Raw genomic sequence first — 20653 nt, forward strand, 5'->3', positions numbered from 1 at the left:
CGTTGATCTAAATCAACTGTTACAGGCTTGATCATACTTGGAAAATGGCCGCCCTTTCGCTTTATGCGGCAATGATATTTTCAAGATGTTTGGATAGGTCTTTGGGCGCGACTTTTGTAAGGTCTTTGTCCACCGCCCCCATTACCGTTTCTTTGATGGTGTCTGGCAAGGCTGCACGTAATAACCCGAGCATATGCGGCGCTGCTACAAGGATCAGCCGATCAAAACTCCGGTCGCGATACCCATGGGCCAGTTGGGCGGCAATGAAGGTTGCAAATTTGGCCTGCGCCAAGGCCGCAGGATCGCGACGGGTTTTTGCCGCATTAGCATGCCCGTGGCTGCTGTGGCCCATACCCGCTGCGTCACTATATTCTAGGGGCGGATCGGCGTGCCATGTCTTGCCAGCCTCACTGACAAACCCTTTTCCCGGGCCGTTGTTTTTCATAACATGCGCGATCTCAGCATTTGCAAGAACGGCCCAAGTCACGACGGGTTTCATGGCAGGTCTCCTACTCCTCATTTCCCTTTCACCATATCGCTGCGGAGGTTTCCGTTTATGACATGGATCAACCGTCGTTTCGATCTGGGGCGTGGAGTGGCGGCGATGGTCCTAGTCTTTAGACGTACTGTTGGGGCGCGCCTTTACGGCCATCTCTCCGCTCATTTCGATCAGTTTCCCAGTCTCGACTTGATATTGATCAAAAGCTTTTTGCATAAATTGCGCCTGTAAGCGCTGGGCTTCGGAAATTGATTTGCAGTGCAACAAAGCATGCTGCGTTTGCACATCCTCTTTGATGCGTTCGGCCACAAAAGAAGTGATCTCATTCCCTAAACTGGCGAGATTTTCGAACCATGCCGTTCCCATCCAGCTGATGGGGGTCAGCGGCCTAAAGGCAGCAAGCGGATCGAAGGCGTCTGGTGTTTTTTTCGAGGTTTCGGTCTTGCGGTCCATTTTGGTCTCCTTCGGGTTTTGTTGCGAGCAAATGCAGAATATAGCGATATTGGGTTTTCGTCTTGATCAGTGTCAAATCTCCTGCAAAAACCTATGGGTTTGGTTTAAGGACTGCCCGCCAAATTTGGGCGCAGTTCAAAAGAAACCTGTTTTTTCAAATCTCTTGTATCAGTTCATTCCTCGCGCGTATTGGTGCAGAAAGTTCAAAGTTTTGATCTCGCTCAATTGCGGCACTGAAAAACCTGCGCAAACTGCGAGGCGAAAATCAGCGCGCTCATGTGGACAATGGGCGGGGAAGAAAACAGATGCAAAACGGATTGAGAACTCTGCAGGGCCAGAAAACGTCGATGAGTGTTCTCGTCGGATTTAGCGCGCTTTCAGGCTCGCCACTGAACGCATGCGCCCGAAAAACGATGGCCAATTGGTTGAGATCCATTGTGCGATCGAGGTCGAGAGGGCGCGCGCATGTGGGGTAAGGGTGTTAAGATTACAAGCATCGATGGCTTTGATATCAAAGTGGATGCAAGCTGGCTTCTTATTGCGACATTGATCGTTTGGAGCCTTGCGACTGGCTATTTTCCAAGCAAACTTCCCTTGGCGGACCCATCAACACTTGTGGGTCTGGCAGTGATCGCAATGCTGGGGCTGTTTGGCTCCTTGATCCTTCATGAACTCGCTCACGCGGTTGTCGCAAGACGCTTTGGCCTTAATATACACGGGATTACGCTTTTTTTGTTCGGAGGGGTCGCCGAATTGCAAACCGAGCCAACGGATGGTCGGAGTGAATTTTGGATCGCGATTGCTGGTCCCATCGCGAGTCTGTGTATCGCCTTGGGGTTCTGGGGAGGCGCTCAATTTTTGACTGTTGTTGGATTTCCTGAGGCGGCGCAGTTGGTTTTCCAGTATCTGGCGACCGTCAACCTCGTCCTCGCGATCTTTAACTTACTGCCCGCATTTCCGATGGATGGCGGACGTGTGTACCGCGCTTGGCTTTGGACACGCTCAGGCAATCTGTTGGCGGCGACCCGATATGCCACAACGGTTTCGGCCGTTTTTGCCTATATGTTTATGATGCTTGGTTTTTATGCGGCTTTCTCAGGTGATTTGGCTGTGGGTCTCTGGCCGATCCTGATCGGGCTTTTCTTGCTGGCAACATCGCGCGCGGCCCTTGCGCGGCTTGAAACCGAGATTGCACTGGGCGCGCGGACGGTCGAAGATTTGATGACCCGCGCCCCTTGGACGGCGCGGCCCTATCAAACATTGTCGGAGGTGGTGGATAGCGTCTTTTTGGATCACGGAATCATCTTTGCGCCCGTTATCGAGAACAACACCCTTCTTGGTTATGTAGATCTTCAGTTGGTTCAGCGTATTGATCGCGAAAACTGGGCCAACACAACGGTGGAAGATGTGATCGAAAGTACCAGAGAAGAAAACACCGTTTTACCCGAGATGCAGGGGCGCGACTTAATGGAGCGGATCCTGAAAACGGGTCGCCGCAAATTCCTTGTTGCAGGCGAATATGGCCTTGTTGGTGTGATTACGCTTTCCGATTTACTCGCTTATTTGCGTGTTTCGCAAGAAATTGGCTAGTAAGCTAGGTGGTCTCGTGGCAGATTTGTTAAATGCTTATTCACTGGTTTATTAACAGTAAGCTTGTCGGGGGTACCCCAGTTTGACAATAGATGACCACGCCTTGCTGCTTGCGACGCTGGACGCTGCGGTTGATGCAATCATTGTATCCGACCGCAAAGGTGTCATTTTGCGCCTCAACAAAGCAGCGGCAGAAATGTTCGGCTGGCCTATAGACAAACTGATCGGCCAAAACGCCCGCATCCTTGTTCCCGGCGGCACGGCGGCACGGCATGAAGATTTTATTACCACCTATCTTCAGACTGCCAAAAAGGAGATCACTGGCTCTGGCCGCGACGTTGAAGGGCTGCGCGCGAACGGAACCGTTTTCCCACTACATGTTTCCATTGGAAAGGCCGATATCCAAGGCGATGTCGCTTTCGTTGCAATCGTGCATGATTTGACCCGCCGAAAGGCGACCGAAGAGGCCTTGGCGCGGTCGCAACGCATGGAAGCCATCGGCCAAATGACGGGAGGTATTGCGCATGATTTCAACAACCTTCTTACGGTCGTGATCGGCAATCTTGAACTGCTCCAAATGAAGTCAGAAAATGAGGAAGGTTTGGCGTTGATTTCGGATGCGCTAGAGGCCGCTGAACTGGGGGCGGACCTGACGTCTCGGTTGATGGTGGTTTCGCGCAAAAGTGCCCTGACCTGCGAAGTGATCGCGATGAACGATGTCGTCAAACACTCCATTGCAATCCTGAAAAGGACCATCACTGCGCGCATCAATATCCAAGCGGATTTGGCAGAAAATCTATGGCCCACGGTCGCCGATAAGACACAATTTCAGACTGCGATTTTGAATTTGGCCCTCAATGCGCGTGACGCGCTGTCCGAGGGGGGGCGGATTCATATCGACACGCGGAATGTTACGCTGGACGATACTTATTTGGCGCAGGAAATCGGTGTGAAAATTGGCAACTACATCCGCTTGTCTGTCAGTGATAACGGCGAGGGTATGTCGCGCGAAACGCAACGCCATGCTATTGATCCGTTCTTTACGACTAAGCCCGTTGGCAAAGGGACGGGCATGGGACTCTCGCTCGTTTATGGCTTTGTGAAGCAATCGGGTGGGCATCTGACGATCTATAGTGAGGTCAAAAAAGGCACGACGATCAACCTTTACTTTCCTGCGTTGATTGGGGCGGATGAGCTAAAAACTCTGACAGAAACCGTTGATCATAAATTTCAAAATATTGGAGCGGGTCGACGTGTGCTTGTGGTTGAGGATGATCCGCGTGTGCTGCGTTTGTCCCAAACACGTCTTTTGGCGCTTGATTTTGAATGTATTACCGCGACTTCGGGTGATATCGCGTGGGATATTTTACAGGCCCGAGACGATATTGATCTGGTTTTTACAGACCTTGTTATGCCCGGGAAACTGTCGGGATATGACCTTGCTAAAAACGTCACAAAACACAGGCCTGATGTGCATGTGATGGTAACGTCTGGTTTCTCGGAAGGCGTGTTATTGGGGGGGCGGGTTCGTGAAGAATTTAAAATTCTACGCAAACCCTATCGTCAAGCCGAGCTAGTCGAAGCACTTCAGGCGGTACTGGAGAACGACTAACTCTTACCTGTGGGAGTTTCCGTTAGAGTATAGCCAATTCCGCGCACTGTTTTTATGAGGAGTGGAGTGGCGGGGTCGCGCTCGATTTTCTTACGCAAACGCGCAACTTGGTTGTCAATCGTTCGATCAAGGGGCGCCCATTGTGGCCCGTCAATGAGGTCCATCAGGCGATCCCGCGATAGAGGACGTTTTGGGTGGTTCAAAAAGGCGACGAGGAGTTTGAAATCGGCCGTTGTTAGATCGCAGATTTCGCCATCTCGGTCTTTTAGGATCATATGATCAAGGTCAACGGTCAAACCGTCAAGGTTGAGCGGCGCGGTGCTTGATGACGCGCCCGGTTCTGGTGTCAAATGACTTGGAACCTGCCCATCAGAACGGCGTAAAACGGAGCGCACGCGAGCCAAGACTTCCCTGACATGAAAAGGTTTAGCCAGGTAGTCGTCGGCGCCAACCTCTAGCCCGACAATGCGGTCGATCACATCATCTTTGCCCGTCACCATAATGATTGGAACGTTGTGCGAGCGGCGAATGTCGCGCGCAATATCCAACCCGTCATCTGCGCCAAGGTTCAGATCCAGCGTCATTAAATCGGGGGTACTCTTTAAGAAAGCGTCCCGAACGCCGTCGCTGTCGCTCGCCTCGCGCACAGAATATCCACCCTCTTCGAGGCAACGTCGAAGAAGTGCACGAACCTTAGGGTCATCATCAACAACGAGGATATTTTTTGAAATCACAGAGAACGCCCTATAATAATTCGGACTGAGAATATTAACTGACAATACTGAAAACGCTGGAAAATAGCTAGCTATAGGTTGTTTTTCCGAGGTTTTGATACAATTTGATACAAACCGTTACGAAACCGCGGGATTGGATGCGACGATATTCTGCGAAAATGGGAAGTCATTTCTCTTGGGGGGAACTAGCATGTACGTTACATTTTCCATGGAACAACAACCGTTTTCATATACACCGTTTTTCAAAGTCCCGCGCAAAATTCTTACGAATGCGCCAAATAATCGAAGATATCCATCAAGTGCGAATTTATTTCGGGAAGGGGATAAAGCTGAGCATGTTTATGAGGTTAAGTCTGGGGTTTTGCGTTTGGCCCGCGTGCTTGCGAACGGCCGCAGACAAGTTATAGCCTTTGGATTGCCGGGTGACATTGTTGGATTTCCCAATGGTGATTTTTATCATACGGACTGCGACGTGGTTTCGTCAGCGGAGGTCATCGCACACCGACTCAGTGAGCTTGAGAGTGCCAAGGGTGATTTAGAAGTACACCGTCGCCTTATGAAGGCGGCCTTGCGTGAAATTAGCTGCATGCAAGACCATGTCATGATGCTCGCGTGCAAGTCAGCGATGGAAAAGGTCGCGTCGTTCCTTTGTGTCTTGTCTCTGCGGACGGGCACGCCGAGCAGTAATTATACCGTTTTTTCGCTGCCGATGTGTCGCGCCGATATCGCTGATTTTCTGGGTCTGACCATCGAAACTGTCTGTCGGATGTTTAGCCTTCTGCGCAAAGAGGGCACGATTGCCCTTAACACGCCGCAAACCGTGGTGGTTCTGGATATGGAAGCCCTCACCGACGCCTCTCAGTCCGACTAGCTTGCGGGCTAATATATCCCATTTTGGAGCAAGTGATCATGTCCTAATTTCTCAAGGCCATTGGCGATGTCGTCAGCGGCCAAAGGGTGGGACAATAAATAGTGGGAGGTTGGTCGGAAGGAGCGCTCTGCTGCGAGGGACAAGGCCTCCTCCCAGTCCGCTTCACCGAAATCGCCGCGCCCGACCCACATCAACGCAACCAACTCGTATTGGTGATCGAGGATCATTGCGTCTATTTCCTCAATAAGTTCCTCGTGGGACGGCTCCGTACCAACTTCTTCGTTCAGAGTGATATGATGCGATTCTGGGAGTGCATTGTCGCGAGCATCACGCGGCGTGTCTTCATCGCCCAACGTTTCCGCGCGCATCTTGAAGAGGAGCCGGCGCAAGAAATCCGGTGCGATTGTCAAATTGTTAACCATTTCAAACCCCGTTAGTCTGGCCACATTTCACAGATAGATTTTGGCAGTCCAGCTTTCACATCCCTGATCTCGCCTTCGGAAATCCTGTTGTTCAGCGTCCTGAAGACGGCCACAATATCTTGCGCGCCACGCCAATCCTGAACTTCCGAAACTTGGGCTTCGATTGACGCGATAAAATGTTCCGCCTTTTGGTCACGTAGGGGGGTATGCGCGAGGTTCCACCCCTCAAAAAACATGCCACGCACCAGCAGAGGCATCTGGGCCGAGAGCTGCACTGCTTCCTCATGTTGCAGGTGATCGCGAATTTGCGCCATTGTTGCGCGCAGCAAACGCAGGGCATCGCGGCTGCTGCTCCAAGCTAGTCTATCGCGCAATTCGTTGATCCATTCATGGGTGAGTTGAACTGTATGGTCGATCACTTCCAGTCCTTGAGCCGACATCGTGTCCTCCCTTTTTGGTGCGTGTTTTAACTGTTGCGGGCGTGCGTTTACGGTTGGCCAATCATCGGTTCAAGAAACGCCGCCGTTATATACCGCCACGGCATTTAAAGCGCAGTACCAGAGACATTTTCTGTCATTATGTAACTGCCAATCATGTGGTCAGTAGTGTCAGCAGGGTTTTGGCCGAGGAGACTGACAAAAACGAAGGCTCAGACCGCGGTTTTCACATCAGTCACAGTGAATATCTTTACTCTCGCTTCCTTTCAAAGGTTTAGCCTGAAAAAACATCGTCCGATTGATAGGAATCAACTCGAGCCTGTGATTTTCTCGACCAGATGGGGTTTGCGGCTATTGGCAACGTCGTCCCTTGCCATAAACTATGGGTGTTTATTGCTATTTGGCTGCTGCGGCATTTTTTAGAGTATGCACGGACTAAACAGAGACGCGGAGACTATGATATCTGGATGACGTAAATTTAGGGGATTGGTTTTGTCCAAAAAATCCGACCCCAATCACCGACCACATTAAATTCCTGCGAAATTGCGCGCGAGAGGTTGGTCTGGATTTCGGTTGCGGGTTGTGCAATTGGACGCAATTTTTAACCCGCTTTTTTAAATTGTGGCGTACAAAGCTAAGCCGTTCAAAAGCCGTGCGGATATCATTTATCTCGCAACAGAACGTTGATCAGCCGAGCTGATGGGCAAAAATAGTACATTTACAGTGGTTCCCACTAATTGCATTGCAGGGCAAACTGCGCCTCTATTTGCCCGAAATGGTCCCGGATGGGCCGTCAATGATGCGTCCTCCGCGCAAACCGGTTTCCCAAAACTGTCGGGTGAACTTGCGAATGGAACCCAGCTTGAACACAACGATGTCATCAAAACCTTGGCCCGTCCTTTTGAGGGTGCGCTTGCGACCCCGCTCACGGATAAACTATGGATCGCAACGGCCAATTCCCCCAAAAACGACCCCACTTTGGATTCAGCCACCGCACCGACCGTCTGGACGGGCATTGGGAAAAATACTGAACCTTTGGGCATTCCATCATGGGGCGTTCATGACCCCTGAAGAATGCGCCAAACTCAAGTGGCAGGCGGCAATTGATGGTGGCGGTGAGATGACGATGCCAAATTCGCTTCTCACAGAGGTCGATCCAAACATGTCGGAAATTTTCGATGATATGGATATTTCAGCACCAATTCCGTCGCTTCATACCATTGGGATGCTCAATGATATGATTGCGATTTATTTTGGGTCGAGTGAAAGAATGTTCAGGTAGTTCTGGGATCCTGCCGCCAAAAAACTGAGTGAAGATGAGAGTTGGGACGCCTCAAGTATCTTGGCCGAGGGGCAAGTCGCGTTAACTGCCCTCATGATCATGGGCGATTGGGGGCTGTCCAAACGAGTGGATAGGTTTCGACCAAGACTGCCTCCAGCGTTGCCGTGGTGAACAAAAATGGCTCAAACAAGCGGGCAGTCATTTACCCTTTTGGCGATATACTCGCCGCGGGCGAAATCAGTTTTGCGCCTCCCAAAGCGGGTGGCGAACCCGAAAATAACATGCTCAATTCCGCGGATGCGGCGAACGGACTTGCGGCGCCGATAAACACTTTAGCGACCAAATTTTGACACGCTGCATTCCCTGGCGTGGCTTGATCTGACACAGGGGGCGGTCCTCATTCAAGCGCCCGATACGGATGAAAGATACTACGTTGCGACCTGTCGGGCATGTGGAGTATGGTCTTTGCATCGATTGGATCGCGCACAAACCAACGGTGAAAAGGATTTTGACGCCGTTCATGCGTTGCAAGATCATTTCGCTGTGTAGCGACGCAGTTGGCAATGCATTGGACGGACATAACGCCCATGTCCTTCATGTCGATAAGGAAGACTTACCCCCCCCCCGAAGCTTTTTGGTCGCTTTCCCTCTTTGACAACGACGGCTTCCCCACCGCCAATCCGTTGAACCGCTACGCAGTATCAAGCTGGATGCCGCTAACGTATAATTCTGACGGGTCACTTGATATTCGCATTCGTTCTGAGGCACCGAAGCTGCGGAAGAAACAGGCTGGTTGCCTTCTCTAAAAGCTGGATATGGATTGAACATGCGTTTATAAGCGCCCTATTCCGATGTCATTTCAGGCAAATGGGCACCATCGGCGGTTTCGAAGGTGATATGAAAATCAATTGGAAATCCCTTGCAATTACGAAGGGAGAGCGTACGGTTTTTGAACTCGCGCTCAATGAATTAACGAACCAATCAGGAGTGATAAATGGCTGACAAAATTAAACGCTTGCGCATAGGTGTTGCCGCAGCGGGGCTGGGGTTTGCATTCTTGGCGCCCACGGCGATGGCGGATGAAGCAGATGCGGATCGCCTTCTTAAGGCGATGTCGGACTATCTAGCCGCGACCACAGAGTTTAGCTTTGACTATGACGCGACACTTGATGTTGTTTCCGTCGAGGATCAAATCATCAGCTTTGCCAGCTCTGGCGAGGTTGCTTTGGCGCGTCCAGACAAGTTTCATGCGACCAGAGTGGGTGGATTTACCAACATTGTCATGAACTATGACGGCTCTAATTTCAGCGTTTTGGGTAAAGATGCGGGTGTTTACACCCAGCTGCCCATTTCAGGGTCAATTGATCAATTGGTCGATACCCTGCGAGAAAGTTATGGTCAGCCATTACCCGCAGCCGACTTGCTCACCACGGATACATATGCCGCGTTGATGGGGAATGTCACGGATGTCAAAGACTTTGGCAGCGGCGTTATTGCTGGCCAAGAGTGCGACCATCTTGGACTTCGCACCGATGAAGTTGATCTGCAAATTTGGATTGCGCAAGGCGATCAGCCTTATCCTTGTCGGTATGTGATTACCACGCGCGGTGAAAAACAAGGGCTGCAATATAGCTTGAACATCCGCGATTGGCGCACTGGCGAAACTTTGGCTGACGATGCGTTTACTTTCATGGCGCCTGATGGGGCCACCGAAGTAAGCATTGAGGACTACAAAGAGCAAGTCAGCGAACTGCCAGACTTCATCAGAATGGGAGAATAACAATGAAACTAGGTCGTCGTTTTATAACACTTGGCGTTTCTGCGGTTCTTATTGCTGGAACATTGGAACTGGGCGCGCATTTTGATGTTCCAGGCGTCAAAGGCATTGCTACCCAAGCGGAAGCCAGAATTGGTCGTCCCCTGACCCCAGTAAGCATTGCAGGTGTTGGGCGCAGAACCGTCCGCAGATGCGCAGTCGGCGTCTATAATTGCTAGGCTAGGCAGTCACCAGTGAATTACGGAGAGGCTAGGGGCGCAATCTTCTAGCCTCTTTTTTGTTAATGTTCCGCCCGAAGTGCTCGTTTAGGCTACTTTCTGTTAGACAGCACGACGGGTTTGCCATGAATGCAGTCAGACCAGTTCAGCCTTGATGGTTTTAAAGAAGGTTTCCATTGCTGCATTGTCGTATCAATTTCCCTTACCGTTTATCCACTGCTGGGCTGCCGATAAACTTAAGCCTCTTGGTTTGGCTCGCGAAGAACTTTGTTACCTTTTTAGGACTTCCCTTTTCTCAGTTCGGCGACTTTGCGTTCAAGGTTAGATTGCACCGCAGGTTTCTCATGGTCTTTGCCTTCTTGTTGAGTCCATTTGCTCAAGGTTGCAAACCCAACGTCAATATCAGCGGCAGCCTGTTTTCGGGTGAGCCGCTCGTTAGAGCAACGCGTACCGCTTCTTGTCTAAATTCTGCTGTGCGTTTCGTTCCCATAGGGGGTCTCTTTTTGCGCATAATATGCGGTCAGAGGAGCGGCACAAACCCGTGACAAGCCCAGTCAAAATAGGAGCCTTATTGGCAGGCGCTGCATGGAGATCATCTTAAGCTCATTGATTGACTGGCTCCACATAACGCTGAAAAGACACCCCATTCTTGGAAGGCTTATGATCGGTATTGTTTTTGGCTTTGGTTGCTGGATCTCTTAATTTAAGTGGGCTCACCAATCCTAGCCGATAAATTCTGAACGGCGGCTTTGCTCTCGCAGAGTAGACCTTCCCGCCGTGAAGATGCTACACGATGCGCGAATGCCCAACGCGGCATCGCATATACCAGTCCAAAGTCCGGTTAGGGCCGTTCATAACGGAAGCGTATAAAGTGCATTTAGCAGCACGGCTTGCCAACGCCGCTTTGATATCAAAAAGTTTTGAAATACAGTAGCCAGCTTATGCAGATTTATTTTTCGCCTTCTTACCAGTCATGGTTGGTCGCTCGCCATGTTGCGCACCAGAACCTTTGAGCGCTTGATACCAAGCAGGTTTCTGGACAGGATTTGCTCCCGGGCGTTTCACTTTCGGCTTTTTGGGTTTAGGCATTTAGTATCCTTTCCGGATTTCGGCCTGAGATATAAGATATGTGATCTGATTGATACCGCCAAATTTTAACTTGGGTTGGGTGACCGCAAGAGTGAGCGCTACAAAGGCCGCTGTAAAATACCGAATTTGAAAGAACGAAGTGGTCCCCGCGAATGTCCGCAATGTGACTGCCGCGCAGAAACGAAGGCGCACGGCTCAAGGTCAGCAATGGGCCGTTCAGGTTGGTTGGCCTGTGTTTCGGTCAACGTTGGCCGCTGCGCCCGCGACCTCTGCAACTATTCTGTAGAGACTATGCCTTCTTTCTAAAGGGTGGTATTTTTTGTCCAGATTCTGACGAAGAAATTAGTACGCCAAGCCTTTTTAGACGTGTTTCTTCTTTCTTGGCGCTCATGACCCACCAAATAGTGTCTCTTTTGTAGGAGGGGGCGAGACTGGTGAAAAATGACCAGGCGGACTGGTTCGCTTCGATCTGCACCTCATACTCACGGTCAAGCGGAACGTTTCTGTGCTCACTGGAGTAGCCTTGCATATCGGTTCTGCTATTAAAGAGGTGCAGCCCTGCGGGTTTCATTTTCCCTAGTTGCAGAAGTGTTTCGACCTTCTTTACGTTCACCGCACTCCACACACTTGTTAATTTGCGTGGGGTAAAGCGTATCTTATAACTTTGTTCATCAATGGTTTTTCGAATACCGTCGATCCACCCATAACAAAGAGCGACATCAACGGATTCAGACCACGTATGGCTTTCGCGTCCAGTTTTCTTCCTGAAATAGCCCACCCAAAGCTCACTGGCTTGGGCATGATGTTCATCCAGCCAATCGGTAAACTCTTCTTGGTTTTTGAAAAAAACTGCATCGACCATTCTTGTCTCCATCGGTGGTTCATCGCCCCAGCGAAGCTGGAAGGGGTTCCTTGTTCTTTAAACGCTCTTGGGCCTAGATCACACCCTGCCGTCCCAGCAATCCAAACATCGCCTGGTTCGTTTCTTCAGGCGTTTTCTGCTGAATTCAATGACCGAAATCCAGATCGACCACCTCCTCATTGGACACAAAATCTGTGAAGGTCACCGCCTTCGCGACTGGATCATGGTCACCTCCGACAATAAGTGTCAGTTACAGTCAAGGTTTCTGTGTAAATTGATACTGCCTGTGAACCCTGTTGCTTCAAAAGCGGGCGTTCGTGTGACGCGCAGCATTTTCATCTGTGAAGCTTGGGTTGGCTAACGGTTTGTTGGACCACGTCGACGTTCAGACGGAGGCGTGCCCCCGTAGGCGAAAGACCAACGGCATCATAGCAAGAACGAGAACGGCCGCGAAGAAGAAGGGGGCACCCGGCATGTAAGTGCCCTCGGCGTCCACGGATGCCTGAAACAGCCCAGTCATTACAAGGGGCGACAGGATTGCGGCAAGGGATGACAGCGAAGCGATAACGCCCTGCACGACCCCCTGCCGATCGTCATCCGTCTGGTTCGATGCCATGGCTGTCATCAATGCAGGCACAAGATCCGACAACGCAGCAAGGATAAGAAAGACCACCAGAGCCGTAATCGACCCCGTGAAGCCAAATCCAATCATCCCGATCAGCGCCGAAATCATGCCCAGCATCAAGGTGCGGAAATCCCCGATCCACCTGATAAAGACCGGCATCAATCCCCCCTGTACCAAAGCCAAAAGCACGCCGTAGGCCGCGAGCGAAAGCCCAATATAGAGTGTCGGCCAATCGAACACTTCGCGGGTCCAGAAAGCCCAAAGCGTTGGATAAACCATGTTGGCAAATTCGAAGATGAAAATGCAAACCAGTGGCACAGCAAGCCCCGGCAAGCGGAAAGCATCGAAAATCGATTTGAACGGGTTGAGGTCGCGCTTGCCAAAAGGGCGGCGTTTTTCTGGCGTCAAGCTTTCTGGCAGCACAAAAAACCCAAACAATGCGTTGCCCGCCGCCAAGGCCGCGGCGATCCAGAACGGAGCAGAGAGGCTGATTTCAGCGGCAATACCACCCAAAGCGGGGCCAAGGACAAAGCCGATCCCGAATGCTGCGCCGATGAGGCCAAAGTTCGCAGCCTTTTCTTGCGGGGAAGACATGTCAGCAATATAGGCCGTCGCGGTAATGTAGGTCGCCCCAGCGAGGCCTGCGAGGGACCGTCCGAGAAGGAGCAGCCAGAAACTATCGGCCAAGGCCATGATCACATAATCTAGTGCCAACATAACGAGCGCGGCGATCAGTATCGGTCTGCGGCCAACAGCATCCGAAATGCTGCCCACAATAGGCCCACTCAGGAACAACGCGCCTGCATAGGCTGCCATGAGCAACCCGCCCCACAAAGCGCCTTGTCCGGTGTCACCCGCACCCACGCGCTCCATCAAGTCCGGCATGATGGGGAATACGATACCGATACCGATGGCGTCGATCATCAGCGTTATGAGAATGAAGACTAAGGCACGATTTTTGAACATGTCACCCTATCGGATGGAGCCTCCTGAAAAGCAAGATAAAAGAGGTGTTGTTTTGTGACACCTTATCCAAAACCGCATCCTCCACGTTTAGAGGTTCGCTGCAAAATGGAACGAATGCGTCCTACGACAATGTCCGTGAAACGACACCGCGATTTATCGACCCGTAACCGGACTGCGAGACTTAAGAGACTTAACAAATGCAGTGGCTTTGAAAATATCGATCTACATTCAAGGCTGGCAGCACCAATTGTTGTTCTACTTTCTAACGCCTAGTTAGCCGCCATTTAGTATCAACTGGCGTGTGCTAATTTTCCGTCCCAAATCTCGGCTGATATTTTTGGATCAATAGGATCGGCGATGTATGACGGGGTCATGATCTGTACCTTGTTTTCATTGAATACGGCAACGATATTCCGGTGAAGGTCGGACGTAATCTTAGGGATGCTCGACCCTCGTGTGGTGAAGGCATTGACCTGATAATTTATAGCGAAGTCAGCAAGTTCGGTCCAAAGTACAAAAGGCTCTGGGCGGCTTTTCAACCCATCAGTTCGTTGCGCGGCCTCAATCAGCATCGCCTCGATTTTTTCAGGGGTCTCTTCATAGCCGATCCCCACCGTGGTGTGCAAAAGCAGGCCACTGCCATGCACGCGCTTTGTATAATTGATCACTTCAGAATTCAACATTTTCGCATTTGGAATGCTGATCAACTCGTTTTTGACGGACTTGATATGTGTCTCCATCAACTTTATTTCGACCACGTCGCCGACATGGGCCCCAACTTTGATCCGGTCACCGATATTCATGCTGCGACGGTAGATCACGAACAGACCGGACAACACGTTGCTCATCACCGAGTTGGAGCCTAGGGACAGCATCGCGCCCACGAGAAGGGACAGCCCTCGAAACGCCGAAGAATCCGACCCCGGGACATAAGGAAAACAAAATACAATCGCGATCAAGATTACGGCCACTCGCAGAATATTAAATGTCGGATCGACCCAGTGTTTTTCGAAATCCCCGAGCGTAATACTACCTGCGGCCACCGCATCGAAAAACACCCGAAGCCCGCGAATTAGGAAGCGTGCCAATAGTGCAATCAACAAGATCGTGACGATGTTCGGCGCGACCGAAGCAATTCCGAGCGCAATTCTGAGGACGGGGCCCGTGACATGAGTTAGCAAAAGATTCGCCATCGGGCGGGTTTCGGCAACGGCAAAGAGTACGAAAGTTAGATAATAATATAAGCCCAGAACAAACATGATCAGTAGGATAAACTTAAAACCAAAGAGGATGAGTGCGGCAATGGCGCGAACCTGAACCATTTTGTTGGTTGCCAATTCAAACGAGGAAAACTGCCTTTGAACGACGATACTGATCCATTTGTTGCCTTTCTTACGCAGCAACAGCATGGCTCCACAAAATACCAGAAACACCAAGGTCCACATCCCGACTTCAATTGCGCTGTCAGCACGCGCGTCGTCGGTCCGGTCTGCCCTGTAGTTTGAAATTGCCTCAGAAATAGCATCAGCATGCAGCCCCGCCAACACGGGCAACGGCAGTTTTTCCATATCTGAATCGGCTTGGGTCACAGTCGAAATAAGGTTTACGCCAGCAAAGATTTGATGTCCAAGCGCATCCTCGCGGATGTCCATTTTTAAATTCTTGATTGCGCTGGATCCTGCGACGTCAAGTATTCTCGTCTCAACAATTGCTGCACGTTCAACTGCGGGCTGCGCGCTTGAACCGCGCAGGAAAAACAACTCATCGCCCTCTATAACAACAGGTGCCAAATAGACGTCATCAACTTTTTCAACGTTTGCCGTAGTCTCCTCGGACGTGGTTTTTGTCTGGGCATGCAGAGGCAACGCCAGCAAAAACGATCCGATAGCAATCAACGAGAATAACCTGAGCCAGTGGAATGGCGGTTTGCGGGATACTGTGTCTGATTTGCGGAATTCCATTATGGATGAATATATCGACAATTCGAAACTGCCTAGAGGAGGTCCCGCAAACTAGGCTATTCAGGCGGGAATAAGCCAACGGGTGCGATTTGACATCAACTCAAAACGCGCAACCTTCAAGGCGCCTGCACATCTGAAAACAATATTTGGCGCAGTCATGTTCAAGGTGTCCTTCCCCTTTGTGGAAGGGGCAAGCGGACCAGAATTAGGAGAAAGTAAGGGTTTTAAATGAGGTTAAGTATAGCCGTTGCTGTAATTTTGATAGCAGGTGGAATTACCTTTGAACTGTGGCCCAAAAGCGAACAAAATCTCCAGCCCACATCAAATCAACCTGAGATGGGTGAAGTTATGGCTGAAGTGATTTTGGCTGGCACCCTTTCGCAGAATTCCCAAGTTGGGAAAAAATCGAGTTTGAGGCAAAATTGTCTGACGTCAGCGCCTGATGAACAGATTTGAGTATTTTAACAACCGAGAGTTTCTGTTCACCTTATCGATTAGGCGATCGAGATGACGAAGACGCCACAGACATCGAAAGACGCCGCTGAGAAGGTGGTTAAGTGTATTGGCGGGTCTGCGACGAGTAAAGCGTCTCGGTGCTGTGCCGCAGCGAAGGCATCCCTGTGAGCCTGCATGACCGCTGGTCGAAAGAATTTCTTGAGGCAGGTAAGCGTCGTCTTTCCGGGGCACTGCGCGACAGGAAAGAGGCGGGTCATAATAGTATTGGTCTTGTGGCTGTTCAGTTCCGGTCTCTCAACTCATTTATGCGGCCTTTCGTTCAAATGCCAAGGGGCTTCTGCCTTGATGGATTTGAAGAATGTTTCCACCATGGAATTGTCGCTTGCCCGGCAGGGTTATGCGCAGCATGATCCCGAGAGGAGGAGCAATTCCCTTTGCCGCTCATGGATAATTTGAAGCCGTTTTTTATCAGGCATTTCTGGTAATCATGCGATCGGAATTGCGAGCCGTATGATGAACGGGGTGGCCGCCGTAATGCCTGGCCATATCCAACGCGCGCATTGCCAGATCTCGCTTCATGCGATTGCTGACCGCGGCCTTCCGGGGGCGCTTGTTCTCTTTGTCGATATCTTGATGAGGCCCAGACATAAGGTCATCGTGCTGGTGCTTCTGAACCGACTTGTTCAGTGTCGACAAACCCACGCCTAAATTTGATGCAACCTGTGGCCGCGTCGGGCCGCTAGTGGTTGCGATGCGGACCGCATCACGCCGAAACACGTCTGTGTATCTCGGTGCCATTTCTTATCTCCTTCATAGCTAACAGTGCTCGAAAGAGATCGAACTGAACCGTGACAAGACTCGCCCATTTAAGGTCCCTGTCTGAGTTCAAACATAGAACTAGTTTGGAACGTGGGATCCGAGTGCTGTAATCTAGAACGTTGGAGGGGTGCAGGCGCTGATAACTCTGCACGTCTCATTTCCAACATTGCGGAAGCGATGTGGTTTGCGGCTGTCAAATAGGTATCCCTCGCCAGTTTGAAGGACTTTAACCTGATCGCCGACAGTGATTTCGATTTGGCCTTGAATAACAACCCCGACTTCTTCCCCTGCATGCGCCAGAAATTCGGGGCCTGTATCGGCACCTACTGGATAGGTCTCATCCAGCATTTGCAGGGTATGCCTGCTGGCATCTCCAATCTGTCGAAGCGACACGGCTGAGGGCCCGAATTGCGGCGCGACTTCGACGAACTCATCAGAAGTGAAAAAAATCTTTGGTTCGCTAAGCTCTTCAATAGTTGTGAAAAACTCTGCAATGCTTATGGGAATCGCATCTAGCAAACTCTTGAGTGAAGCGACAGAGGGACTGGTTTTGTTCTGCTCAATCAGGCTGACGGTGCCATTTGTTAGACCCGCACGCGCGGCAAGTTCCCGCTGCGACAACCCGTGTGCTTTTCGAATCTCTTGCAGCCGGTCGCCAATGTCCATTTTGCTATCCCTATGCAGATTTCCGCAATTATCTAAGAAGATCAACTTCCTACAACGGTTGCGCGTACAAACTCAAGCGGTCAAAAAAATGATATGCGCCCAATTGATCCTAGGCGATCCATTCCTTCTTGGCGAATAGATATTGACAGTTAAATTAAACAGGGTATGGAAATATTAAACACCCCTCGTTGGGAGAGCGGTGACTCGTTGGAAAGGACGTCATTAAATGGCCAATACAGTCAAAAATAAACCGACCAGAACGGCAATGAAACGCAAGTCGGTTATCGCAATTGTACCGGATGCCGCTCCTCTGAAGCAATCCAATGCGTCGTTGATTGCCAGACGAGAGGCCGCCGTTGCGCGTGGCGTGGCTTCTGCGGCACCGATCTTTGCAAAATATGCGGAAAACGCGGAACTTTGGGATGTAGAGGACAATCGCTATGTAGATTTTGCGGGTGGCATTGCCGTTCTCAACACGGGCCATCGTCATCCAAAGGTCGTTGCTGCGGCCAAAGCGCAGGAAGATCAGTATACGCATACCAGTTTTCAAGTTGTGCCATATGAGCCCTATATTGCCTTGGCCGAAAAGCTGAATGAACTTGCTCCGGGCGATCATGCCAAAAAATCGCTGTTGGTCACAACTGGTGCCGAGGCCGTCGAAAATGCGGTCAAAATTGCGCGGGCGGCAACAGGGCGGCCGGGTGTGATTGCTTTCACAGGCGGATATCATGGTCGCACGCTGTTGACGCTCGGGATGACGGGTAAGATTTCACCTTACAAAAAGGATGTGGGTCCATTTCCATCCGATATTTACCGCGCGCCTTTTCCAAGCCTTCGCGACGGTATCACTGTGCAGGATGCACTGACCGGATTGCAAAACCTCTTCCTGACAGACGCGCAACCCGAGCGGATCGCAGCGATTATCATTGAACCCGTCCTCGGGGAGGGTGGCTATACGCCCGTTCCCTTCGAAATGATGCAAGCGCTTCGCGCAATTTGCGACCAGCACGGAATTATGTTGATTGCGGATGAAATTCAGGCGGGATTTGGTCGGACGGGCACTTGGTTCGCGATTGAGCATTCTGGCGTCGTACCCGATTTGATTACCGTCGCTAAATCGATGGCTGGTGGCTACCCAATTGCAGGTGTCATTGGCCGCGCAGAGGTGATGGACGCAGTAATTCCGGGTGGTCTGGGGGGAACCTATGGAGGTAACCCCGTTGCATGTGCCGCCGCTTTGGCCGCGATCGAAGCGATTGAGGAAGAAGGTCTTTTGGCTCGTTCCACTGCGCTTGGAGAATACTTCCGGACACGCTTTGCGGATATCGGCGCACGTGTTTCGCCCTACCGGATGTGGGACATTCGCGGTCTTGGCGCAATGTTGGCGGTTGAATTTGTGACAGATTTTGAAACGGCAACGCCAGATGCGGCGCTTACGAAATCTGTGGTCGCACACGCACTCAAACGGGGCCTAATTCTGTTGTCCTGTGGCATGCACGGCAATGCGTTGCGCATTATGGTGCCGTTGACCGCCTCGGACGCGATCATTGACGAAGGTCTTTCAATCTTTGAAGCTGCATTAACCGACGCAATGGCTGAATTGCACGGATAAGCGTTACAAAAGAATTCAATTTAGGCGGGCTTTTGCGTCCGCCTAAATTGATCAGCTATGTGGATAACCTGTCTCGTGGCGCCATGGACAACCGTGTCCATCGATGCCCTTTGGGTCGCGTCCGGGTAGGGTTGCACGCAAAAGTTGCATCACTGGTGATCGATTATGGGTTGGTTTGGCGGATCATTTGTTGTGGATTTTGAGAATCAGCAGGATCGCAAAGGCTGGTCATCCGATCTATTCGTTGATTATCGTCAGTATGTTACGAATAACTTACACCATTTCAGTGTTATTTTGGCCTGACACTTATTGCGATGGCATAGCAGACGAACATATCGACAAAGAACGGGCTGAATGCGCCTGAATTTTGCTCAATATTCATCGGATTGTTGAAAATAATAAACAAAATTGGCGATTTTTTGTGAATTCAGTTGCAGGAATCGCGCGATTTTGTCAGTCTCAGGGAATATTCGCTCGTTAGTGTGATCAAACATACTGGGAATTAATTGAGTTAGGGGCCGTTACTAGGTCCCAATTAGGTGCGGAATCGTTGTCGGGTTTCGTCGTTCAAAATCAGATCCTCTTTCTAGGAGGACGTGACACAACTTTAGAATTGGGAGATAACTATGAGTTTTTTAAAGTACGTGGCGTTTGCCGGAGCCATGATGGCCGGGACCGCTTCGACCGCGCAGGAGCAATTCATCACGATTGGTACCGGCGGCCAAACTGGCGTTTACTTTGTTGTAGGCCAATCAATTTGTCGTCTGGTGAACCGCGGCACGGCTGAACACAACCTGAAGTGCACAGCCCCGTCAACAGGTGGGTCCATTGCCAATATCAACGCGATTATGGCGGGTGATATGGATATGGGCGTCGCCCAGTCCGATTGGCAATACCACGCCTATAACGGCACGTCTGAGTTTGAAGGCAATAAGTTCGATGACGAACGGGCTGTATTCTCTGTGCACGGCGAGCCGTTCACAGTGATCGCACGCGCGGATTCAGGTATCAAAACCTTCGCTGACCTAAAAGGCAAACGCGTCAATATCGGCAATCCCGGTTCGGGCCAATATGCTACGATGCAAGTGGTCATGGATGCACTTGGCTGGACAATGGACGACTTCGCTTTGGCGTCTGAGTTGAAGCCAGCCGAGCAAGCCGCCGCACTCGGTGACAACAAGGTTGATGCGATCATCTATACGGTGGGTCATCCGAATGGTTCGATCCAAGAAGCCGTGTCGACAGTTGATGCGGTCCTAATCCCTGTGACGGGTCCCGAGATCGACGAGTTGATCGCAGAAAACCCTTTCTACGCCGCAGCGACTGTCCCTGGCGGTATGTATGAAGGGTCTCCTGATGACATCAACACATTTGGTGTAAAGGCGACGTTTGTTACGTCGGCAACAGTCGATGATGAGGTCGTGTATCAAGTTGTCAAAGCTGTTTTTGACAATTTTGACCGGTTTAAGCGCCTGCACCCAGCCTTCGAAAATCTGACCGAAGAAGGCATGATCGCCGATGGTTTGTCCGCTCCGCTACACCCCGGTGCTGAACGGTATTACAAAGAACGCGGTTGGATGTAATCCACTCTTGCGCAAAATGGCGGCGGCCTGAAAGGGCCGCTGCTGCTACGGAATCTCACAACGAGACCTATAATAATTAGTCAACAGATTTTTTACCTGACGTGTGCAGGTGACGGGGG

At 50.9% G+C, this 20653-nt stretch carries 22 protein-coding genes and 2 pseudogenes; 13 read left to right on the forward strand and 11 right to left on the reverse strand.

The features are described from left to right. Positions 1-61 precede the first annotated feature (61 nt). Together AB9F26_RS18165 and AB9F26_RS18170 are read right to left on the reverse strand one after the other, a co-directional pair. Complete coding sequence (locus AB9F26_RS18165; protein ID WP_335584067.1) at positions 62-499, reverse strand: host attachment protein; 438 nt, start codon at positions 497-499, stop codon at positions 62-64. A 111-nt stretch (positions 500-610) separates the two neighbouring features. Continuing rightward, on the reverse strand, positions 611-952 hold the full coding sequence (locus tag AB9F26_RS18170; RefSeq protein ID WP_369756401.1) for a phasin family protein: 342 nt from the start codon (positions 950-952) through the stop codon (positions 611-613). Between the two features lie 465 nt (positions 953-1417). Here AB9F26_RS18170 and AB9F26_RS18175 point away from each other — a divergent pair, with 465 nt between their 5' ends. Then, positions 1418-2542, forward strand: a complete 1125-nt coding sequence (locus tag AB9F26_RS18175; RefSeq protein ID WP_369768665.1) for a site-2 protease family protein — start codon at positions 1418-1420, stop codon at positions 2540-2542. Positions 2543-2624: 82 nt separating this feature from the next. Next, on the forward strand, positions 2625-4154 hold the full coding sequence (locus AB9F26_RS18180) for a PAS domain S-box protein (protein ID WP_335584064.1): 1530 nt from the start codon (positions 2625-2627) through the stop codon (positions 4152-4154). Here the strand turns inward: AB9F26_RS18180 and AB9F26_RS18185 are convergent. Beyond that, positions 4151-4888: a response regulator gene (locus AB9F26_RS18185; protein ID WP_335584063.1), complete on the reverse strand. Its 738-nt coding sequence runs from the start codon at positions 4886-4888 to the stop codon at positions 4151-4153. The two genes, AB9F26_RS18180 and AB9F26_RS18185, sit on opposite strands and share 4 nt — an antisense overlap. A 190-nt stretch (positions 4889-5078) precedes the next feature. Here AB9F26_RS18185 and AB9F26_RS18190 point away from each other — a divergent pair, with 190 nt between their 5' ends. Next, positions 5079-5759 carry a helix-turn-helix domain-containing protein gene (locus AB9F26_RS18190; protein ID WP_369768666.1) on the forward strand — a complete coding sequence of 227 codons (681 nt, stop codon included), beginning with the start codon at positions 5079-5081 and terminating at the stop codon, positions 5757-5759. An 8-nt stretch (positions 5760-5767) separates the two neighbouring features. Here the strand turns inward: AB9F26_RS18190 and AB9F26_RS18195 are convergent, their stop codons facing one another. Next, positions 5768-6181 carry a DUF3775 domain-containing protein gene (locus AB9F26_RS18195; protein ID WP_335584061.1) on the reverse strand — a complete coding sequence of 138 codons (414 nt, stop codon included), beginning with the start codon at positions 6179-6181 and terminating at the stop codon, positions 5768-5770. Positions 6182-6192: 11 nt separating this feature from the next. Continuing rightward, entirely contained in the window at positions 6193-6621 is a 429-nt protein-coding gene (locus AB9F26_RS18200; protein ID WP_335584060.1) for a DUF2267 domain-containing protein, read from the reverse strand. 696 nt (positions 6622-7317) lie between these two features. On the opposite strand from AB9F26_RS18200, the gene AB9F26_RS18205 reads away from it, so the two are divergent. The 6 genes and pseudogenes from AB9F26_RS18205 to AB9F26_RS18230 all read left to right on the forward strand — a co-directional run bounded on the left by AB9F26_RS18205 (position 7318) and on the right by AB9F26_RS18230 (position 9895). After that, a complete protein-coding gene (locus tag AB9F26_RS18205; RefSeq protein WP_335584059.1) occupies positions 7318-7689 on the forward strand; it encodes a hypothetical protein in 372 nt (123 codons plus the stop codon). After that, entirely contained in the window at positions 7679-7900 is a 222-nt protein-coding gene (locus AB9F26_RS18210) for a hypothetical protein (protein WP_369756396.1), read from the forward strand. The genes AB9F26_RS18205 and AB9F26_RS18210 overlap by 11 nt, the downstream gene beginning before the upstream one ends. A gap of 348 nt (positions 7901-8248) precedes the next feature. Continuing rightward, positions 8249-8449 (forward strand): annotated as a pseudogene (locus AB9F26_RS18215) (DUF1254 domain-containing protein); the annotation flags it as partial. Positions 8450-8496: 47 nt separating this feature from the next. Further along, positions 8497-8706, forward strand: a complete 210-nt coding sequence (locus AB9F26_RS18220) for a DUF1214 domain-containing protein (protein WP_369768670.1) — start codon at positions 8497-8499, stop codon at positions 8704-8706. A 188-nt stretch (positions 8707-8894) separates the two neighbouring features. Then, positions 8895-9680 (forward strand): DUF2092 domain-containing protein, encoded by a 786-nt coding sequence (locus AB9F26_RS18225; RefSeq protein WP_156477439.1) that lies wholly within the window; start codon positions 8895-8897, stop codon positions 9678-9680. 2 nt (positions 9681-9682) lie between these two features. Continuing rightward, complete coding sequence (locus AB9F26_RS18230; RefSeq protein WP_369768667.1) at positions 9683-9895, forward strand: hypothetical protein; 213 nt, start codon at positions 9683-9685, stop codon at positions 9893-9895. Between the two features lie 939 nt (positions 9896-10834). On the opposite strand, the gene AB9F26_RS18235 is transcribed toward AB9F26_RS18230, so the two are convergent. Together AB9F26_RS18235 and AB9F26_RS18240 are read right to left on the reverse strand one after the other, a co-directional pair. Continuing rightward, positions 10835-10984, reverse strand: a complete 150-nt coding sequence (locus tag AB9F26_RS18235) for a hypothetical protein (RefSeq protein ID WP_156477440.1) — start codon at positions 10982-10984, stop codon at positions 10835-10837. Positions 10985-11273: 289 nt separating this feature from the next. Then, complete coding sequence (locus AB9F26_RS18240; RefSeq protein WP_335586556.1) at positions 11274-11846, reverse strand: YdeI/OmpD-associated family protein; 573 nt, start codon at positions 11844-11846, stop codon at positions 11274-11276. Positions 11847-11994: 148 nt separating this feature from the next. Between AB9F26_RS18240 and AB9F26_RS18245 the strand changes: the two genes are divergently transcribed. After that, positions 11995-12207 (forward strand): hypothetical protein, encoded by a 213-nt coding sequence (locus AB9F26_RS18245; RefSeq protein WP_335586557.1) that lies wholly within the window; start codon positions 11995-11997, stop codon positions 12205-12207. Positions 12208-12231: 24 nt separating this feature from the next. On the opposite strand, the gene AB9F26_RS18250 is transcribed toward AB9F26_RS18245, so the two are convergent. Together AB9F26_RS18250 and AB9F26_RS18255 are read right to left on the reverse strand one after the other, a co-directional pair. Beyond that, on the reverse strand, positions 12232-13437 hold the full coding sequence (locus AB9F26_RS18250) for an MFS transporter (RefSeq protein ID WP_335586558.1): 1206 nt from the start codon (positions 13435-13437) through the stop codon (positions 12232-12234). A 290-nt stretch (positions 13438-13727) separates the two neighbouring features. Continuing rightward, positions 13728-15419, reverse strand: coding sequence for a mechanosensitive ion channel family protein (locus AB9F26_RS18255; RefSeq protein ID WP_369768668.1), 1692 nt, complete (start codon positions 15417-15419; stop codon positions 13728-13730). A gap of 207 nt (positions 15420-15626) precedes the next feature. Here AB9F26_RS18255 and AB9F26_RS18260 point away from each other — a divergent pair, with 207 nt between their 5' ends. Next, positions 15627-15854: a hypothetical protein gene (locus AB9F26_RS18260; RefSeq protein WP_335586560.1), complete on the forward strand. Its 228-nt coding sequence runs from the start codon at positions 15627-15629 to the stop codon at positions 15852-15854. A gap of 326 nt (positions 15855-16180) precedes the next feature. Here the strand turns inward: AB9F26_RS18260 and AB9F26_RS18265 are convergent. After that, positions 16181-16481 (reverse strand): annotated as a pseudogene (locus AB9F26_RS18265) (hypothetical protein); the annotation flags it as partial. 303 nt (positions 16482-16784) lie between these two features. Then, the gene (locus AB9F26_RS18270; protein ID WP_039001558.1) at positions 16785-17339 is read right to left on the reverse strand and encodes a cupin domain-containing protein; all 555 of its coding nucleotides are present in this window, start codon (positions 17337-17339) and stop codon (positions 16785-16787) included. 265 nt (positions 17340-17604) lie between these two features. Between AB9F26_RS18270 and gabT the strand changes: the two genes are divergently transcribed. Together gabT and AB9F26_RS18280 are read left to right on the forward strand one after the other, a co-directional pair. Next, entirely contained in the window at positions 17605-18951 is a 1347-nt protein-coding gene (gabT, locus tag AB9F26_RS18275; protein WP_369768671.1) for a 4-aminobutyrate--2-oxoglutarate transaminase, read from the forward strand. Positions 18952-19577: 626 nt separating this feature from the next. Continuing rightward, positions 19578-20534 carry a TAXI family TRAP transporter solute-binding subunit gene (locus tag AB9F26_RS18280; RefSeq protein ID WP_039001560.1) on the forward strand — a complete coding sequence of 319 codons (957 nt, stop codon included), beginning with the start codon at positions 19578-19580 and terminating at the stop codon, positions 20532-20534. Positions 20535-20653 lie beyond the last annotated feature (119 nt).

Source organism: Falsihalocynthiibacter sp. BN13B15 (genome assembly GCF_041205415.1).
Lineage (GTDB): Bacteria > Pseudomonadota > Alphaproteobacteria > Rhodobacterales > Rhodobacteraceae > Falsihalocynthiibacter > Falsihalocynthiibacter arcticus.

Bases quoted from the DNA above. Each gene is read 5' to 3' on its own strand.
- AB9F26_RS18175 (WP_369768665.1), top strand. From the start codon at position 1,418: ATGTGGGGTAAGGGTGTTAAGATTACAAGCATCGATGGCTTTGATATC.
- AB9F26_RS18220 (WP_369768670.1), top strand. From the start codon at position 8,497: ATGTCGATAAGGAAGACTTACCCCCCCCCCGAAGCTTTTTGGTCGCTT.
- AB9F26_RS18240 (WP_335586556.1), bottom strand. From the start codon at position 11,846: ATGGTCGATGCAGTTTTTTTCAAAAACCAAGAAGAGTTTACCGATTGG.
- AB9F26_RS18210 (WP_369756396.1), top strand. From the start codon at position 7,679: ATGACCCCTGAAGAATGCGCCAAACTCAAGTGGCAGGCGGCAATTGAT.
- AB9F26_RS18245 (WP_335586557.1), top strand. From the start codon at position 11,995: ATGACCGAAATCCAGATCGACCACCTCCTCATTGGACACAAAATCTGT.
- gabT (WP_369768671.1), top strand. From the start codon at position 17,605: ATGAAACGCAAGTCGGTTATCGCAATTGTACCGGATGCCGCTCCTCTG.
- AB9F26_RS18170 (WP_369756401.1), bottom strand. From the start codon at position 952: ATGGACCGCAAGACCGAAACCTCGAAAAAAACACCAGACGCCTTCGAT.
- AB9F26_RS18225 (WP_156477439.1), top strand. From the start codon at position 8,895: ATGGCTGACAAAATTAAACGCTTGCGCATAGGTGTTGCCGCAGCGGGG.
- AB9F26_RS18235 (WP_156477440.1), bottom strand. From the start codon at position 10,984: ATGCCTAAACCCAAAAAGCCGAAAGTGAAACGCCCGGGAGCAAATCCT.
- AB9F26_RS18280 (WP_039001560.1), top strand. From the start codon at position 19,578: ATGAGTTTTTTAAAGTACGTGGCGTTTGCCGGAGCCATGATGGCCGGG.
- AB9F26_RS18230 (WP_369768667.1), top strand. From the start codon at position 9,683: ATGAAACTAGGTCGTCGTTTTATAACACTTGGCGTTTCTGCGGTTCTT.
- AB9F26_RS18190 (WP_369768666.1), top strand. From the start codon at position 5,079: ATGTACGTTACATTTTCCATGGAACAACAACCGTTTTCATATACACCG.
- AB9F26_RS18195 (WP_335584061.1), bottom strand. From the start codon at position 6,181: ATGGTTAACAATTTGACAATCGCACCGGATTTCTTGCGCCGGCTCCTC.
- AB9F26_RS18165 (WP_335584067.1), bottom strand. From the start codon at position 499: ATGAAACCCGTCGTGACTTGGGCCGTTCTTGCAAATGCTGAGATCGCG.
- AB9F26_RS18205 (WP_335584059.1), top strand. From the start codon at position 7,318: ATGGGCAAAAATAGTACATTTACAGTGGTTCCCACTAATTGCATTGCA.
- AB9F26_RS18260 (WP_335586560.1), top strand. From the start codon at position 15,627: ATGAGGTTAAGTATAGCCGTTGCTGTAATTTTGATAGCAGGTGGAATT.
- AB9F26_RS18200 (WP_335584060.1), bottom strand. From the start codon at position 6,621: ATGTCGGCTCAAGGACTGGAAGTGATCGACCATACAGTTCAACTCACC.
- AB9F26_RS18270 (WP_039001558.1), bottom strand. From the start codon at position 17,339: ATGGACATTGGCGACCGGCTGCAAGAGATTCGAAAAGCACACGGGTTG.
- AB9F26_RS18250 (WP_335586558.1), bottom strand. From the start codon at position 13,437: ATGTTCAAAAATCGTGCCTTAGTCTTCATTCTCATAACGCTGATGATC.